The 14,519-nt window shown below is 34.8% G+C and carries 22 protein-coding genes and 1 pseudogene; 8 read left to right on the forward strand and 15 right to left on the reverse strand.

What is annotated here, in order from left to right; all coding sequences use genetic code 11:
• Window positions 1-12: 12 nt before the first annotated feature.
• The 12 genes and pseudogenes from VB796_RS06675 to VB796_RS06730 all read right to left on the reverse strand — a co-directional run bounded on the left by VB796_RS06675 (window position 13) and on the right by VB796_RS06730 (window position 5,146).
• Window positions 13-204: a hypothetical protein gene (locus VB796_RS06675; protein ID WP_323345740.1), complete on the reverse strand. Its 192-nt coding sequence runs from the start codon at window positions 202-204 to the stop codon at window positions 13-15.
• A gap of 101 nt (window positions 205-305) precedes the next feature.
• Complete coding sequence (locus tag VB796_RS06680) at window positions 306-545, reverse strand: hypothetical protein (RefSeq protein ID WP_323345741.1); 240 nt, start codon at window positions 543-545, stop codon at window positions 306-308.
• Entirely contained in the window at window positions 542-778 is a 237-nt protein-coding gene (locus tag VB796_RS06685) for a hypothetical protein (protein ID WP_323345742.1), read from the reverse strand. The genes VB796_RS06680 and VB796_RS06685 overlap by 4 nt, the downstream gene beginning before the upstream one ends.
• 50 nt (window positions 779-828) lie before the next feature.
• On the reverse strand, window positions 829-1,134 hold the full coding sequence (locus VB796_RS06690; protein WP_323345743.1) for a hypothetical protein: 306 nt from the start codon (window positions 1,132-1,134) through the stop codon (window positions 829-831).
• Window positions 1,135-1,136: 2 nt separating this feature from the next.
• Window positions 1,137-1,367 carry a hypothetical protein gene (locus tag VB796_RS06695; RefSeq protein ID WP_323345744.1) on the reverse strand — a complete coding sequence of 77 codons (231 nt, stop codon included), beginning with the start codon at window positions 1,365-1,367 and terminating at the stop codon, window positions 1,137-1,139.
• Window positions 1,368-1,607: 240 nt separating this feature from the next.
• On the reverse strand, window positions 1,608-2,018 hold the full coding sequence (locus VB796_RS06700) for a hypothetical protein (protein WP_323345745.1): 411 nt from the start codon (window positions 2,016-2,018) through the stop codon (window positions 1,608-1,610).
• A complete protein-coding gene (locus VB796_RS06705) occupies window positions 2,015-2,398 on the reverse strand; it encodes a hypothetical protein (protein ID WP_323345746.1) in 384 nt (127 codons plus the stop codon). Before VB796_RS06705 ends, VB796_RS06700 begins: the two co-directional genes overlap by 4 nt.
• Before the next feature lie 168 nt (window positions 2,399-2,566).
• Window positions 2,567-2,728, reverse strand: a complete 162-nt coding sequence (locus VB796_RS06710; RefSeq protein WP_323345747.1) for a hypothetical protein — start codon at window positions 2,726-2,728, stop codon at window positions 2,567-2,569.
• Complete coding sequence (locus VB796_RS06715) at window positions 2,725-3,195, reverse strand: hypothetical protein (RefSeq protein ID WP_323345748.1); 471 nt, start codon at window positions 3,193-3,195, stop codon at window positions 2,725-2,727. The genes VB796_RS06710 and VB796_RS06715 overlap by 4 nt, the downstream gene beginning before the upstream one ends.
• A gap of 263 nt (window positions 3,196-3,458) precedes the next feature.
• Complete coding sequence (locus VB796_RS06720) at window positions 3,459-4,166, reverse strand: hypothetical protein (RefSeq protein ID WP_323345749.1); 708 nt, start codon at window positions 4,164-4,166, stop codon at window positions 3,459-3,461.
• A 617-nt stretch (window positions 4,167-4,783) separates the two neighbouring features.
• Entirely contained in the window at window positions 4,784-4,909 is a 126-nt protein-coding gene (locus tag VB796_RS06725; protein ID WP_323345750.1) for a hypothetical protein, read from the reverse strand.
• Between the two features lie 167 nt (window positions 4,910-5,076).
• Window positions 5,077-5,146, reverse strand: a pseudogene (locus tag VB796_RS06730).
• 193 nt (window positions 5,147-5,339) lie between these two features.
• Between VB796_RS06730 and VB796_RS06735 the strand changes: the two are divergent.
• Entirely contained in the window at window positions 5,340-5,540 is a 201-nt protein-coding gene (locus tag VB796_RS06735) for a hypothetical protein (RefSeq protein WP_323345751.1), read from the forward strand.
• Window positions 5,541-5,560: 20 nt separating this feature from the next.
• On the opposite strand, the gene VB796_RS06740 is transcribed toward VB796_RS06735, so the two are convergent.
• Both VB796_RS06740 and VB796_RS06745 read right to left on the reverse strand, forming a co-directional pair.
• Window positions 5,561-5,812, reverse strand: coding sequence for a hypothetical protein (locus VB796_RS06740; RefSeq protein ID WP_323345752.1), 252 nt, complete (start codon window positions 5,810-5,812; stop codon window positions 5,561-5,563).
• Window positions 5,813-5,995: 183 nt separating this feature from the next.
• Window positions 5,996-6,355, reverse strand: coding sequence for a hypothetical protein (locus tag VB796_RS06745; RefSeq protein WP_323345753.1), 360 nt, complete (start codon window positions 6,353-6,355; stop codon window positions 5,996-5,998).
• 317 nt (window positions 6,356-6,672) lie between these two features.
• Between VB796_RS06745 and VB796_RS06750 the strand changes: the two genes are divergently transcribed.
• The 3 genes from VB796_RS06750 to VB796_RS06760 all read left to right on the forward strand — a co-directional run bounded on the left by VB796_RS06750 (window position 6,673) and on the right by VB796_RS06760 (window position 9,523).
• Entirely contained in the window at window positions 6,673-7,380 is a 708-nt protein-coding gene (locus VB796_RS06750) for a hypothetical protein (protein WP_323345754.1), read from the forward strand.
• Window positions 7,381-7,418: 38 nt separating this feature from the next.
• On the forward strand, window positions 7,419-7,853 hold the full coding sequence (locus VB796_RS06755) for a hypothetical protein (protein WP_323345755.1): 435 nt from the start codon (window positions 7,419-7,421) through the stop codon (window positions 7,851-7,853).
• Window positions 7,854-8,269: 416 nt separating this feature from the next.
• Window positions 8,270-9,523, forward strand: coding sequence for a site-specific integrase (locus VB796_RS06760; protein ID WP_323345756.1), 1,254 nt, complete (start codon window positions 8,270-8,272; stop codon window positions 9,521-9,523).
• A 152-nt stretch (window positions 9,524-9,675) separates the two neighbouring features.
• On the opposite strand, the gene VB796_RS06765 is transcribed toward VB796_RS06760, so the two are convergent.
• The gene (locus VB796_RS06765; RefSeq protein ID WP_323345757.1) at window positions 9,676-10,035 is read right to left on the reverse strand and encodes a hypothetical protein; all 360 of its coding nucleotides are present in this window, start codon (window positions 10,033-10,035) and stop codon (window positions 9,676-9,678) included.
• 139 nt (window positions 10,036-10,174) lie between these two features.
• Between VB796_RS06765 and VB796_RS06770 the strand changes: the two genes are divergently transcribed.
• The 4 genes from VB796_RS06770 (at window position 10,175) to VB796_RS06785 (ending at window position 14,494) form a co-directional block, all read left to right on the forward strand.
• Window positions 10,175-10,549: a hypothetical protein gene (locus tag VB796_RS06770; RefSeq protein WP_323345758.1), complete on the forward strand. Its 375-nt coding sequence runs from the start codon at window positions 10,175-10,177 to the stop codon at window positions 10,547-10,549.
• A gap of 637 nt (window positions 10,550-11,186) precedes the next feature.
• Window positions 11,187-11,525 (forward strand): DUF4134 family protein, encoded by a 339-nt coding sequence (locus VB796_RS06775; RefSeq protein ID WP_323345759.1) that lies wholly within the window; start codon window positions 11,187-11,189, stop codon window positions 11,523-11,525.
• Window positions 11,526-11,527: 2 nt separating this feature from the next.
• A complete protein-coding gene (locus VB796_RS06780) occupies window positions 11,528-11,860 on the forward strand; it encodes a DUF4133 domain-containing protein (protein WP_323345760.1) in 333 nt (110 codons plus the stop codon).
• A gap of 27 nt (window positions 11,861-11,887) precedes the next feature.
• Window positions 11,888-14,494, forward strand: coding sequence for a TraG family conjugative transposon ATPase (locus VB796_RS06785; RefSeq protein WP_323345761.1), 2,607 nt, complete (start codon window positions 11,888-11,890; stop codon window positions 14,492-14,494).
• Window positions 14,495-14,519 lie beyond the last annotated feature (25 nt).

Below are 14,519 nucleotides of genomic sequence, written 5' to 3' on the forward strand. Positions count from 1 at the left end.
TAGTAAAAGGGGCTATTCGCCCCCATTTTTAAGATGATTTTCAATAACTTCTATCCCTTTTTGAAGTTTATTTAGGGTATCTAAAAGTTCATTTACTTTTTGTTCGTCATAATTTTCTTCGCTTTCCTGTAAATTTCGCAGATACATTAAAATACTTGCTCGTTTCATGCTGAGGTCAGTTAATAACGCTTGGGATTTAGTCATTTATTTGATTTGTTTTATTATTGTTTTACCATACAAAGATACGAAACTTGTTTGACAATCAAACAAGTTTCGTATCTTTTTTTAATTCGGAATGAACTGTGTTAATATTTTCCATCCATTTTTAATAGAAATATTTTTTCATTTTGTCTCTCAAGAGCCGCTTGATGATTTTTAAGAATCAAAAACAAATCCTCAATCATTTCCTTTTGCTTTAGCTCCCGCTGGAGAGCTTCTTTCTCCATCTTATCAAAATTTATTTGGCTATGGATACTACTGCCAATAATCACTATAATAAGAAACGCTTGAAACGCCCTATCGTAATATTCTTTCAGCTCTTTCATAATTCTATCAACATCGTTTTGAATTTCGTTTCTACATAATCCTTAATCTTTTCCTCATTAGCAAAATTAGTATCTCTGTCTTGCTCATACTTATAACTAAGTTTAACACTAACCTCAACCCTATTTACGTTTGAGATAAATTCAATTTGAAATATCTCATCTTCGCTATCATAAGCCTTTTTGGCTAATATCTGATAGCCGTCTATCTCAAAAAGATATACCCATTTTTCCATAATTAAAAAAAATCTTAAAATTAAATAATCCTAAAAATCATAGTTCAGACTCAATTATTATTAAATCTATTCACCGCCTTACCCGTTACCTCCTTAGCTTTCTTTCGTAATTCCTCACACAATTCTTTTGCCTTCACGCCATCGAAGGCATCAAAGGCTTGGTCAAGATGCTGCATACAGCACACGCCTAAAATGGTTTCAAACTCAGGCATATACCCGAGCGGAATATATTCATCGAAATAGGCATTTATTTTGATGGAAAATTGACGTTTGCCATCAACCATTTCCATTCTCTTTCTTACCACCATCTCCGTACCGTCGATACGGAATAGTTTAACAAATTTTGCTTTGCTCATAATTAATCTAATTCATATTCTGATGGTGAAAAAAAACAATCAAATTCTGTACTGAAAGCATCACCATTTTCATTAATTTCCACTTCAATAGGTCTTATCTGCTCCATTCGGTGGTAATAGACCAAAGCTTTCAAACTTTTTATTTTATTATCCCGATATAAATTTGGAGACAAAAACCCTGATGCTGAAAAACCGCTATTCAAAATAGCATCGGTATTAAGTTTTATTTTCATAATTCCTTGATTGATTTAAGCATGATACTATCGTCTAATCCGATAGTCATAATTCGTCTTTTCGTCACTTTTATTCTCCTCGTTAAGACATCGTGTCTCAATTCGTCTGAGAGTTTATCTAATCCTAATGCAAAAAACCTATCAGCTTTTTTCATTCGTGGTGTTACTTCTTTCATATTGGTGAAGTCGCCTGTGGTGCCTTACCACAGGCGTTTTTTTTGAGGTGAAAAATGAAGTTCTTTATGTATTTCTGATTGCATTTTTACAAGTATCCGTGCAATATTTTGCTCCTTTTCTTTTCCCTTTCAAACTATTTCCGCAAGTCAAACAACCATCTGTCTGAACGGATACTGAACGGTTAATGTCCCTTAGAACGGTTATTTCGGGGTTTTGCTCGGATAATTGAACGGATAACGGAACGGTTAAATCGGATACTGAACGGTTCATGAACGGTTCAGTATCCGTAAAGAACCGTTCATTTTCGATGCCTAACAAAGCTCTCCAGTCCATGCCCAAAACTTCACAAGCCTTACGAATATTGGGCAAATAAGTTCGTGCTTCAATATCCTTTCCAACCCTCACACAATTCTCAAACGATTTGGCAAATCGTCTAAGAATTTGCGACGCTTCAAGCGTTTCATTTAGTGTCATACGTCAAAAAATCGTAAAAGAGCTTCGTTAGGATTCATACCCTCATTAATCAATTTCAAGAAATTCAAACAACGTTCAAGGTTATCAAGGCTCAATTGATTAATTCCCTTTTCTGCAAACATAACCATAATCGTTTTTCCCAAATTCTCTTGAATAAAAGCTACTAAAAGTTGGTGACGATGAAAATCTGGAAAATCAGCCCTAAAAGCATAATAGAACTTATCGTCTATAAAATAGAGATTGGACTTTACGCCATTAATCTCAAAATCTCCGTCTAATTCGGTATTTTCTTTGCCTTTCAAGGCTTCTACAATACGCTCCGAAAGAGACGTTTCAAAAATACATCCGTCATTTGCGGACAAAAGAAAGTTTTTTTGCATAATTTTGTACTGTTAAAATGTGTAATTACTGTTTTAATTTAGCCGTCCAGTGTTCAGACCATTGGGCGGTTTTTAATTGAGTGGGCGGCGTTGGTCGTTTATCGTCACCGCCCCGTTCTTCCTACCAGAATAAACTCAATTTAATGTTTAGGTGGCTCACGTCTCAGCTCATGAGGGTTGTTCCGTTTCAACCTTACCCACCTTTTTATTCACTGCTTCTTTTGCCTTCAAAAGAATCTTATCATTAATATTTAACAACTTCTTTACCGTGTCTGGAGCTGTACCCGCATTCAGCAGATTGGTAGCAATTCCGAGCGTCTTATGCTTCATCTTGATATAGAATTCAACATCTCCTGTTCTATTTGGTCAACAATTGACGTTGCAAAATCTTTCCAATAGGGGTCATCAATGTAAATTCCTATTTCTGTAATTGTATTCTTATCGAATACGATTTTCAAAACTGGTGGATTGGTTACTGTTGATTTTTTATTCCCTTTATTATAGTTCAACAACACATTTAGCGTCTTGACAGGATTATTTTTGAAAGGTCCTGTAAACTTTGTTCTCATTATTCTAACGACCCTACCAAATTCAATCGCATATCGCTGGTTTTCGTCAGCATTCATGTACTCCACATTTTCAGCAATATACTTTAGCGAGTGATAAGTGGCTTTGGTCATACCTTTTGGCGAGTTCCATTCTGATTCATGATAGACTGCCGCTACCAACAAGCAGTTCGTTTTGTCGTAAGGAGACGGAGCTTTGTCAGTCTCTGGATTGTAATTTGATTGTAGCATAATTATAAGTTATTGATTATCAGTTCTTTACGATTTTCGACCGCCGCCGCCCGCCCGCAACTTTTTTTTAGTTCATATCAGAACTAATCAGAACTAATCAGTTCTTATCTGTTTTGCGTGGGAATCAGTTTTTTTTTGCAATAAAATTTCAGAACTCAAACATATCCAACATTAAATGCCTTTTCATGTTCTAATTGGAAGTTCTAATTATTGAATATTAGAACTGATATGATACTTATATTGCAAAATGTTACTATCTATTTTTAAGAGGGGGTTGATTGGCTCTCAGAAAATTGATTGAAAAAGTCACCCATCAAATTCCCCAAACTGGTCGCTGACGTTTTAACAGCCTGTACCACAGCCTTTTGCTCTTCTGTTTGTGCGTTTCTTAATGGCGTTGTTGGGGTAATCATTTGTTGTTCTCTACGGTAAGATTTCTTCTGGTGTCGAGGTTTTGGAAGGTTCATTAACTCTATTCCTTTCTCGTGATTTTCTTGATGCTTAGGGTCTGAAAACACTAATAATGAGGGGTCAATCTGGAGGGCGATGCAATTCGTATCTTGCCCCGGTAATCCGAGCGTCGAACGCTCTTGAGATTTGATGAAGCTTTTCGGCATAGATAAAAATTTGTCTATGTGTCTATCCATCGTCACCACGTGCGGAGCTTTGAAGCCAGCACCCACTGCGTTAGCCAAATAATTACGGCAAAACTTAACCGTATAATTACGTATTTGCCCAACCTTAAATTTTTGAACGTAAACCCATAATATCCGTAAAGCTGTTGCCTCCATCGACACCGCCAATGGTCTAACCTTAGTATTCGGATTGAACTCCATCTGCTTCTTTGCCCACTCATTGAACTCATGTAATCTAATTCCAAGATTTTCTTTGATTTTCGCCCAATTCAAATCAGGGCGTTTCAATGTAAAGCCAGCCGAATAATAGGCGGCTGATACAGACAGTCGGTTCATGTTTAGTAAGAATTTAGGTCAATGGCGTATTCATCACGCTCATTGAAATGAGATTTTGTGACTCATTATAAGGATTATAATGCGTTTATTTAGGCAATATTCTACTAACCCTTACATATATACGTAAAGGCAAACACTAAAAAAATAAGTATATCAAAAAGCCTAAAAAAGAAGGCTATTTTTTCTTAAAAATGAAGTTCGTGGCAAAGCCAAAAACCAGCAATATGATAATTTTTGTCATAACGTAAAGAGTTAACCTGCCGTCAGAAACGGCAGGAACTTTTCATCTAACCACTAATTTAATCTTAGACCAGAGAGCTTAAATTATCCTTCCCAAAAAGGGAAGGCTAACCCAACTACATCTCATATAAACTGTCTTTTATCTTCTAAAGAACCCCCTTAGAGGCTCTTTCATTTCTTTGTTCTATGTACAATTCAAAGGCTACATACACCGCACCCAAGAACCAAATAACTGATACTGATAGGCACATATACCCTATTCCTATCAGATGTTTATAAATAAAATCCATAGCGTTTATCGTTTAAATCGTTTCCAAATCCAAGCCCTAAGCCCCGTAGCTGCTCCCAAAAAAAAACAGTTAATTATTATATTCAATCTACTCATTGTCAGATGCTTGTACAGACTTCATAACAGCTTCACAAACAATAATTATAGTTCCTAAGCCTGCACAAAAGGCAAGCAATCCTAATACTAAAGGGTCGATATTGGTTAGAGCAATCATCGGATTGGTTGTTTAGTTGAAAATAGCTCCATACCAGAGAATGGGCTATTCTCAACAAATTGAAAAATAAAAAAATTACAAAACTAAATCTTTAGGTCGGTTACAATAACCCCTCCCTATCAGGGAGGGGTATTAATTACCCTTTAAACCTATTTAACTATGAAAATTGGCACGGGTGGCAGGACTCGAACCTACTCCTTTTCCTCTTGGAAAATGCACCAATTACACCACACCCGTTACTGCTTTTATATCCCCAAAAACAGTAAAAAACACTTCGACACACCTTGATTGTTGTGTTTAAGACCTACTCCCCAAAAGTCCGCCAACCAACGGCTTTCAATCTTAATATCTTTATAAAATGGGGGTTAAATGTGTTATATTTGTAAGACCAAAAAACAAAATATTCACAATTTAATCCCCCATTTCAAGCATGAAAATTTCAGAATCTGAATTATTACAAATTACTGCATCCAAAATACTATTTCCAGATTTGCCAATCTCCGATGACTTAGAACAAGCTATCAGAAACAATTACGCAAAAATCACACAAAGATTTAACCGTACTGACGAGCAAAAAGCAAAGGACAATCAACTCATAAATGATGTTTTTGAGTTAAATTCAAAACGCTAAAAACATGGTACTGGTTGATTTTATTGACCAGTACTATTTCGTAAAATAGCCTTAAAAATTATTTCATATTCAAAATCAGCAGGATAATCTTTGTTAAAGATTAAATCGAATCGCCGAGTCTTAATTTCCACCTCCAATCCTGCTTCAGTAGCATTTTTCAAGGACTCCATCAATTTAAACAGTTTCGATTCTACATCATCCACAAGCAATGTCTTCTCATGCTTGATTGCCGTCAATCTGTCTAATTCTACTTTAGCTTGTTCGCCATTCATCGTTTTATCGTTAAGAAATTATTAAAAACCGCATTATACTAATTTAGTAATCCGTCTTTCACTTACTTCTCTATAAATTACTTTGTAGAGAAGTAAACCAAAAACTTTATAATTAACTTCCAGCAACATTTTGTTATCGTATGCTGAAAAAATCTTCTCAACTTTTATCATCTTATCTATCTTTTAAGCCGCTTCCGCAAGCTGTTCTAATGCTCTATCTGCCTGACTATTAGGCACAAAACAGTATTTGAATTTTGGGCAAACCCGTATCATATAGCCCTTTAAGTGGCTATCTAATTTTTCGGGATTATGCTTTGCATTTACAAAAAAATACTGCCTTAAATTATGTCGTGATTTAATCTTACAGTCTGTAATAGCCACGACAAAAATTTGTTCTCTTAATTCCTTTGGTAACGTCCAGAAGACTCTACCCAAAGGATTTTTCTTGGAAAGATTTACGCTATTCATGGTTAGGTTTGAAATTTGATTGTAGGGAACGTATCCCCTACAATCGGCATATCGGCACGCCCACTTTTGGGCCATCCACCGACAACATTTTTAAAAACTTCAAATGTTGTCCACAAATAAATTCATCTTTCATCACAAATACAAGAACGCTCGTAAAAATATTTGTCTGCGTTTATCATCAATGTGCATAATTTATGCACATTTTGTTTTATATTTGTATCATATCGCCTTTACATTAAATTCGATATGCAAATATGTAGTATAAATACTACAATACAAAATAAATATTTAAAAAAAGTGAAATTTTTTTTTGGGGATGGTTTCTAAATCGTAGTATTTGAACCGTTTTGAGGGAGTTTTTTTTGTTCGTAAATTGAACAAAAAAACAAAATATGGATTGGATAACTGAGGTAGTTAAATTATTTTTGGATGGCACCTATAAGATAACCCACAAGATAGGCTTATTTATGATAGTCGTTATATGCGTTCTTTTAACAGACAATCACTTTGGTTTTTCAAGCCACTGGACTAACAAAGGCAAAATAGAAGACATAGCAAAACTTCAGGAGCTTATAATCCAAAAGAATACAAGCCCTGAGTTAGTAAACAAATTGCATGGTATGCAAGAGCAGATATTAGAACAAAAAAATTTGCTAAATCATTTTTCTGATTTTCGTTCTTCTCTTATTAACCAAATAAGTTTTTCTAACGCCAATATTGCGATAAATATAAATACAAAGCCCATAGAATATTCGTTGGTTTATCACGTACTAAGTACGTCGTTTTGGATATTAATTTTATTATTAACAGTAATCGTTCAATTTTTAATAACAATATATCAAGAAAAAAAAATAAGTATTGAATCTATTAAGTTGATGTTTCAGATTGTCGCTATTGCCATTCTCTCTATAATAGGGCTATCTTTTTTGACTTTTATGATACCAAAGTTCAATCCACCATTTGCAAACTATCTTATTAATTTTCTAATTATTACAATAGTTCTTATGACACTTGGACTATACATAGTCATCAAAAATAATACGGCTTTAGAGAAAAGGCATCAAACCCTGCTTGATACTATTAAATCAGCAAAAAATTAATTTTTCCAAAGATAAATTTAAAAACTAAACATACAATCATGGATATAATAAATGATAGGCTAAAATTAGTTGTAAATGAAATTGGCTATACTGTACTAAATGACTTAGATAGGACTTTAGGTGTCGCCAGAAATACAACTTCTAACTATGTCGGCTTGAGAAAAGCTAAACCGGGTCCAGAGTATTTAGAAAAGCTATTTAAAAAATTTCCACAAATAAATACCCGATGGGTAATGACAGGAGAAGGTGAACCTTTTACTCCAGAGACGCTTAACAAAGAATATATTGAACGTCTTGAACGTGAATTAGAACTTGAAAAAAGAAGAGCAGCACGCTACGAAAAAATGATTGATATGGCAACGCAAGAGCAAGAATATAGAATAGCTGCAAATTTTCAGCCGCTTAGCGAGGGTATAATGCCCGTGACACCCGTATATCCGTTGTATAGCAACTTGCTAAAAAAAACGGCTTGACACGCTCACGGACTCGCTAACAGTAGAAGTCTCGCACTTCTAAGCATCTCATATTCAATGGCTTTGGATTAATTTGTATGACCTCCGTACGGACTACAAGATTGCACTTAGGAGGTACTTAAACAGTACCTCTTTTTGTTTTTAGGGCTGATTATCAAGTAGTTATATTTTTGTAAAACTCCAAAACAGATTCACTAACAGCCGATTTTCTTACTAACACATGACACTCCCCTTTTTCGAAGTCAATCATTTTGATAATAATTGTACCTGTTCTTTATCAAAAAAAATCCAAAATTTTATTACCGTACAATAAATCCGACAACTAAGTATAATTTAAGGCACATATAATGTTTTAAGTAAAGTTTTCAATTTACTTAAAATAAATTTATGTACTTGTACTCACAAAAAAGCGAAAAATGCTCAAAGTGCAGTTTTTCCTCAGAGGTGCTAAAAAATGCGCCAACCCCTCACAAAATCTTTCTATCTATTGTCAATTAGAAATTGAAGGTCTAAAACAAGACACTCCATTTTCGACAGAATATCGTGTGCCACTTTCTGAATGGTGGAATTATAGGCAAATTTCAAGCCCAAATGGTCAATGGGTCAATCCTGATTATTATACTGCCGAAAACATTAATAGAAGTCTACAAAAGATTGAGAGAACTTTTTTTGACATTATGGAGGTCTTATACCTAATGCACACCCCCGAAGATATTACGTATAAGATGATTAGGGAGCATTACGACCCAAATTCGCAACATATTAGAGATTTCAAAAAAGAAAAGAAAGTCAAAAGTTTTATTGAGGTGTTGGACGAGGTTATCGCCAAAAAATTGAAAAAGCGAATGGCAAAAAACACAATTAAGACCTATCATTCACGGAAAAACAACATTCTGGCATTTTTAAAAAAAACAAAATCATTGGACATTAAGATTGACAAAATAAGGTATAGTTTCATTGAGACTTTTGAAGAATGGATGGAACAGCAAAGAAATAAAGATAAAGCCGATAAATATTGCAGAAATTACATCAATAAGCATATTACACTAATTCGTCAATGTCTTGACCACGCAGTTGATAGGGAATATATCAATGCCATGCCGATTGGTAAATTAAACTTAGAATATGATGCCCCGAAAGAACCACATTATTTATTACCAGAGCAACGCCAAAAAATAATAGATTGCAAAATCAAAAAAGTAGAACAAGTAAGAGATATTGCTGTTTTCTTGATGTTTACGGGGTTTAGTTATATTGACTATATGGAATTGACATCAAACCACTTAATTGGAGAAGGATTCAAGAAAGCTCGACACAAAACAGGTATTTTTGCTTTTCCCCCACTCTTACCTGAAGTTGAAATGATTATTAAAAAATATGGCTCAATTGAAGAACTACCGAGATTAGATGATAAAGAAGTAAATGAGCAGCTGAAATTCTTAGGAGCTTATGTAGGACTCCACCAGGAAACTTTAGGCTACGAACTTTCTACACAAGACTTCAGAGATACTTTTTGCTCAATGATGGAGAATGAATTCATGGTCGAAGGGCGTACTCTAATGCACATGATGGGACATTCTACAATGAAACAGATTGCTACTTATAGTCGAATGATGCCAACACGAATTTTACACGATTTGAAAAAACAAAAAGTAGAATTTTTAAAATAGCATATTGTAGTTATAATAACCTTAAAATAGGTATTTTTGAAAATAAAATACCTATTAACACAGTATGAAGGAGAGACTCCGTTAGACCAATACATCATTAAAAGTCACCCTTAAAAGCGTAATATTTCCAGTTGATAAATCTCCATGCACATTTATTTAATGACAGAATCCCTTATATAAATGCTCAATTGCTCCTCCGTAACCTTCAATTTCTCTTCGAGTAATGTAGTATATTTCTTATTAACCTCATAAAGCTCAACAATGCAACTTTCTTGAATAGGAACACACTCCTGCTCTCTTAACATATTTCCCCTTCCCGTAGTAACCCAATCAGGATTTAACTCCTTATACAACTGCAAGATTTTTTCTAACTTATCAACCCCAATTGTTTTTCCATTTTTCAATTGACTGGTAAATGAACCATTAGAAACACCAATTGACTGCTCAAAACCTCTTAGACTAAGCCCCTTGTAGTCAATATATTGCTTTATTCTTAATAATGTATCTGACATAATGACGAGTGAACGCAGAAAAAAACTTACGAAAAGTTGATTATATAGATTATATCCTGCATTTTTGTTGAAAAACAAATATACAACCAATTTGTAAATTTCTACTAAATCCCTAAAAATTGTAATCCAATATAATTTCTTGGGAAAATCTAATTTCAATATTTCGATGAATGCTTTTTTATTAACCACGCAACCATTAGACTTTATCTGTTTTGATAAAAGCCGCCAACAATTCATTCTTGATGAAATCGAATTGGATAAAATTCCCGTTAGCCAACTACTCCTTAAAGAAAGAAGATACATTGCTCTGCAAAGGGTTGGTTGGGATAAGCAAAAGAAGCCGCTTTACCTCTATGATATTGTCATTAATGAAGATGAAAAATGCTTCTACATTGATTCCATCGAATCAGCCCCATTTTTAAGGTCTTTCGATACGCCAAGCTATACTTTACAGTATTACCCCGAAATCACTGAAAAGTTCTTTTCAAAAATGGGGAGTATGCTCCTCCAATAAACAATCATCCTATGAAAAAGCTAAATATCTTTAATCTACTACAATGGATTATATTTTCACCCATCATCATTCCCATATTCATGGTGCAATCCCTTGTAAAGTCAGTGATTAGGTCGATTACCGAACTAATCACTTTAATGATTTCCGATTGTATTGAGGAAACTTTTGAAAACCCAAGTTCAAGTTTTTTACAAATTCAATAAACAAACTATTTGTATCTTATATTTATCAATAACTTTGTATTATAATTTTTTATACATAACCCTTACTTTTAAACTTTCAAAGTTTATGCTGTTGCTGTTAACGCTTGTGTATTCACATTAAATAAAAAAATATATGACTATCGCACTCATTGGCTTCCCCTGGGAACCATTTATCAAATACACCAGTATCATAGTCTTTATCGTTTGGGCTGTCTTCTTTTTTTATGACTATTTCATTTTGGGGAGTAAATCCAAGGAGGACATTTACGATAACCCCATTAACAAAAAAACTAATGAACTTGACTCTCGCCAGCAGGTACTTACGGATAAAGTCGAGTTTGATTCTATCCTAAAATAAACTTCAAGTATATCCTTTTTCAAAAAGCAAACATTTTATCATTTATATATTTTCAAATATTTATTCATTTCAAGTCATGAAAAAAATACATTTCATTAATCGGAAAAGAAAAGCGATATTATCTGCTTTAGCATTGATGTTTCTTTCCAACACCATTGCCAACGCTCAATCATCTTGGGCGGCTAAGGTTAGTTCAGCTTCTACTGCTGGAGCAACCGCAATATCTGGGGTAATGGATGCCGTTACTTCTCTTTTGATGGCAATTGCTGCCGTTGCTTTCCTAATCGGAATTGTCAATGCTGGTTTTAAGTACAAAGCTGGCGACCAACACGCCTTTAAAAACTTGCAAGGGGTTTTGATGGGAAGTTTGATTGTGTTGATTGGCGTGGGGCTGGCTAAAATCTTATTCTTCTAAAAATGGCTCAATTCAGAACGCACAAAGGAGCAAACAATCCTCCCTTTTTTAAAGGATTTCCTATGAGTTCTATTTGGTATTTGTTGGCTTGCTTCTTTGCGACAAGCGTTATTTCAAGTATCTTATTTGGACTCTTCTTTAGCTACATTTTTACCATTACTCTAACTTTTTGCTCCACTGCTCTTGTTTGCTACAAAGCCTTCCATTTCCTCAAAGAAATGGGGGCTTTTGGTTTGAGTAAAACCTTTGTTAGATATTTTAAAACGGTGGATAAAATGCTGATGAAACGACCTAACATTGATTCTATTCATATTCTCAATACAGCTAAAAAATAATTACGGAAGTAATTTATTGAAAATAACATGGAAATAAACTTAGCGAACAATTTTCCGATTATTGGTTTAGAACCCACTATCTCGGCTTTAATCTCACGCAATGGTGATATTACGGTGAGCTACGAAGCTACTTTTTCTCATTTGAATTCACTAAGCACCGATGATTATAAACTCATTAATGAAAACTTCAGAAGTGCTTTCGCTCAATTGCCTAACCACACTTTCTTACACGCCCAAACTTTCTTTACCACTTGTCTCTACGATGATACTGAACTAAACTTGCAACGTTCTCAGGAAACCTATTTAGGGCAAGCCAATGAAAGTTTATTATTTGAAAAAGCTTTTAAACAAACCAAAAGCTATTTACACTTTACCCTCTGTAAAACTCACCCTTCTAAAAAGGCTCTCAATACGAATGGGGTGTTTAGTAGTCAAATCAATCTCTCTAAAAGGGATTTTGATTCAGATACCATTGAAAAATTCTTGGATGCTGTTTCGGATTACCTTAATGTCTTGGGGAATGGTTTACCTTTTGTTTTTACTCAGGTTGATAATCAGACATTACAAGGGACTACGGGGGCTTTGAGCTTGTGTGAGCAGTATTTAATGCTTACACAAGACAAACAAGATTCTATCAAAGAAATCCACTACAATCGGGAGGAAAATACCCTCAACATTGGCAATAAGCGTTGCGGTATTTTTAACATTGATTCTATTCTGTCCATTAATGACACCGTTTCATCTTTCATCAATGACCCCAAATTAAGTACGGAGGTTAGTTTCTTCCCTTCTGCTTTATGCAAGGATTTCACCCACAAAATTGATGGGGAATCCATTTACAATGTGGTGGTTTTTAAAGAAAGTATTGAGGATTGTAAGGATGAGTTAAGAAGACTGATAAAAACTAAAAACAGTTTGTATTCCTTTTCGGAGGAGAATAGAACATCCTTATTAGATACTGAGGAGTTTTTGAAAAACTTAGTAGATTCTTCAGGTAGGCTTTTTCCCATTCGCTTTTATGCGAATCTTATCTTTTGGACGGAAGGAACGCTGGAGCAATTCAAGGATTTAAAATCGGCTATTCATGTGGGTTTCAAAAAACGTGATTTAATTCCTTCGGAGTCTCATGCTGAAATGCCTTTGGTTTTCTTAAATACGATGCCAGGAAACGTAGGGAATATTGGAGCTGACCAAATGATTCTGACTTATAATGAGGTGGCTTCTTGCTTTTTCAATTTTGAAGAAACTTCTGCCAACGATGGTAAAGTGGCGGTGGGCTTTCCCATGCTCAATCGGAATGGAGCAAGAACTTGCGTAGATATTTTTGCCGATTCGGGTAACTCCCGACAAAGAAAAGCCATTACGGGTTACAATTTCTTTTGTTTAGGACCAACAGGCTCAGGAAAGTCTGTTACCATGAATACACTCATTAGAACCGCCGTTGAATCGGGGGCTTTTGTGATGGTGGTGGACGTGGGACATAGTTATGAGACGCTTTGCAAGCATTATTTCAAAGGTTCTTATTTCTCTTTTGACCCTGGGCAACCTGTCAAGATTAATCCTTTCAAAATTGATGGTGAAATGCCAGGAGAGCGTCGCATTGATATGATTCTCAAAATTCTTTTGAAAGCATGGAAAGGTGATGATGCCTACACTAAACTTGATGAGAACATTCTGCTTTCTTCCATCATGTTTTATTACAATTACTTAGCGACTTCCAAAAAATCTGGAGTTTCTATCGAAGCCAAATTTGATACTTACTACGAGTATATGAAAGGGGCTTTTAAGGAAAAGGAATTAAAACAATTGAATACTTCCAAAGAATTTAGAATTGAGCATTTTTTGGATGTCATGAAAATCTTTTATTTGGGCGGTGTTCATCAAGAGGTGCTGAATGGTCACTATGATATTGATTTACGTAATGAGCGTTTAATTGTCTTTGAATTGGATAATATCAAAGGGAATAAGGTGCTTTTTCCGCTGATTGTTTTGTACATGATGGGAACGTATGAAGAGATTTTGAAGGAGAAAAAGAACCAACGAAAGTTCTTAGTCATCGAAGAAGCTTGGAAAGCCATCATGACCGAAATGTTTGCGGAGTACATCAAAGAAGTTTATAAAACGGCTCGGAAGTTCAACGGAACAATTGGTTTAGTCACGCAGGAACTCAACGATATTATCAGCAATGACATCATTAAAGATACGGTCGTTTCTCAATCGGACATCAAGTTTATTCTCTCGATGGCGAAATATGCTTCTAAAATGGAAGCCATTGCTAAAGTGCTTTCTCTGCAAGAAAAACACGTCGCCATGATTCTCTCCATGAATCGTGATTTAAAAACTACCGATAAATTCAGGGAGCTTTTCATTTACTGGACGGCTGAATTGTATGGCGTGTATGGTCTGCTTTTATCTCCCAAAGAATATTGGACTTATACCACTGAAGCTAAAGAGAAAAACTTAGTGAAATATCTGATGGCGATGGAGTTTAACAATAAACTGATTCCAACGCTGGACTATTTAGATAAACTCTCTAAGGAAAACAACTTCCAATATTTTAAAGTGATTGACCACTGTAATGAGGTCTATAATTACCAATCCAAAATCATGGCAAATCCGCATTTAATCAGTTAAATCAAACGGAATAACCACATTAATA

It is taken from the genome of Arcicella sp. LKC2W (genome assembly GCF_034931005.1).
Taxonomy (GTDB): Bacteria; Bacteroidota; Bacteroidia; order Cytophagales; family Spirosomataceae; genus Arcicella.

Excerpts from the sequence above, each read along its gene's own strand:
- VB796_RS06675 (WP_323345740.1), bottom strand. The coding sequence starts at position 204 with ATGACTAAATCCCAAGCGTTATTAACTGACCTCAGCATGAAACGAGCA.
- VB796_RS06735 (WP_323345751.1), top strand. The coding sequence starts at position 5,340 with ATGAAAATTTCAGAATCTGAATTATTACAAATTACTGCATCCAAAATA.
- VB796_RS06765 (WP_323345757.1), bottom strand. The coding sequence starts at position 10,035 with ATGTCAGATACATTATTAAGAATAAAGCAATATATTGACTACAAGGGG.
- VB796_RS06690 (WP_323345743.1), bottom strand. The coding sequence starts at position 1,134 with ATGAGCAAAGCAAAATTTGTTAAACTATTCCGTATCGACGGTACGGAG.
- VB796_RS06755 (WP_323345755.1), top strand. The coding sequence starts at position 7,419 with ATGGATATAATAAATGATAGGCTAAAATTAGTTGTAAATGAAATTGGC.
- VB796_RS06745 (WP_323345753.1), bottom strand. The coding sequence starts at position 6,355 with ATGGCCCAAAAGTGGGCGTGCCGATATGCCGATTGTAGGGGATACGTT.
- VB796_RS06720 (WP_323345749.1), bottom strand. The coding sequence starts at position 4,166 with ATGAACCGACTGTCTGTATCAGCCGCCTATTATTCGGCTGGCTTTACA.
- VB796_RS06775 (WP_323345759.1), top strand. The coding sequence starts at position 11,187 with ATGAAAAAAATACATTTCATTAATCGGAAAAGAAAAGCGATATTATCT.
- VB796_RS06780 (WP_323345760.1), top strand. The coding sequence starts at position 11,528 with ATGGCTCAATTCAGAACGCACAAAGGAGCAAACAATCCTCCCTTTTTT.
- VB796_RS06750 (WP_323345754.1), top strand. The coding sequence starts at position 6,673 with ATGGATTGGATAACTGAGGTAGTTAAATTATTTTTGGATGGCACCTAT.
- VB796_RS06740 (WP_323345752.1), bottom strand. The coding sequence starts at position 5,812 with ATGAATGGCGAACAAGCTAAAGTAGAATTAGACAGATTGACGGCAATC.
- VB796_RS06700 (WP_323345745.1), bottom strand. The coding sequence starts at position 2,018 with ATGACACTAAATGAAACGCTTGAAGCGTCGCAAATTCTTAGACGATTT.
- VB796_RS06725 (WP_323345750.1), bottom strand. The coding sequence starts at position 4,909 with ATGATTGCTCTAACCAATATCGACCCTTTAGTATTAGGATTGCTTGCC.
- VB796_RS06695 (WP_323345744.1), bottom strand. The coding sequence starts at position 1,367 with ATGAAAATAAAACTTAATACCGATGCTATTTTGAATAGCGGTTTTTCA.
- VB796_RS06680 (WP_323345741.1), bottom strand. The coding sequence starts at position 545 with ATGAAAGAGCTGAAAGAATATTACGATAGGGCGTTTCAAGCGTTTCTT.
- VB796_RS06710 (WP_323345747.1), bottom strand. The coding sequence starts at position 2,728 with ATGAAGCATAAGACGCTCGGAATTGCTACCAATCTGCTGAATGCGGGT.
- VB796_RS06705 (WP_323345746.1), bottom strand. The coding sequence starts at position 2,398 with ATGCAAAAAAACTTTCTTTTGTCCGCAAATGACGGATGTATTTTTGAA.
- VB796_RS06685 (WP_323345742.1), bottom strand. The coding sequence starts at position 778 with ATGGAAAAATGGGTATATCTTTTTGAGATAGACGGCTATCAGATATTA.
- VB796_RS06715 (WP_323345748.1), bottom strand. The coding sequence starts at position 3,195 with ATGCTACAATCAAATTACAATCCAGAGACTGACAAAGCTCCGTCTCCT.
- VB796_RS06760 (WP_323345756.1), top strand. The coding sequence starts at position 8,270 with ATGCTCAAAGTGCAGTTTTTCCTCAGAGGTGCTAAAAAATGCGCCAAC.
- VB796_RS06785 (WP_323345761.1), top strand. The coding sequence starts at position 11,888 with ATGGAAATAAACTTAGCGAACAATTTTCCGATTATTGGTTTAGAACCC.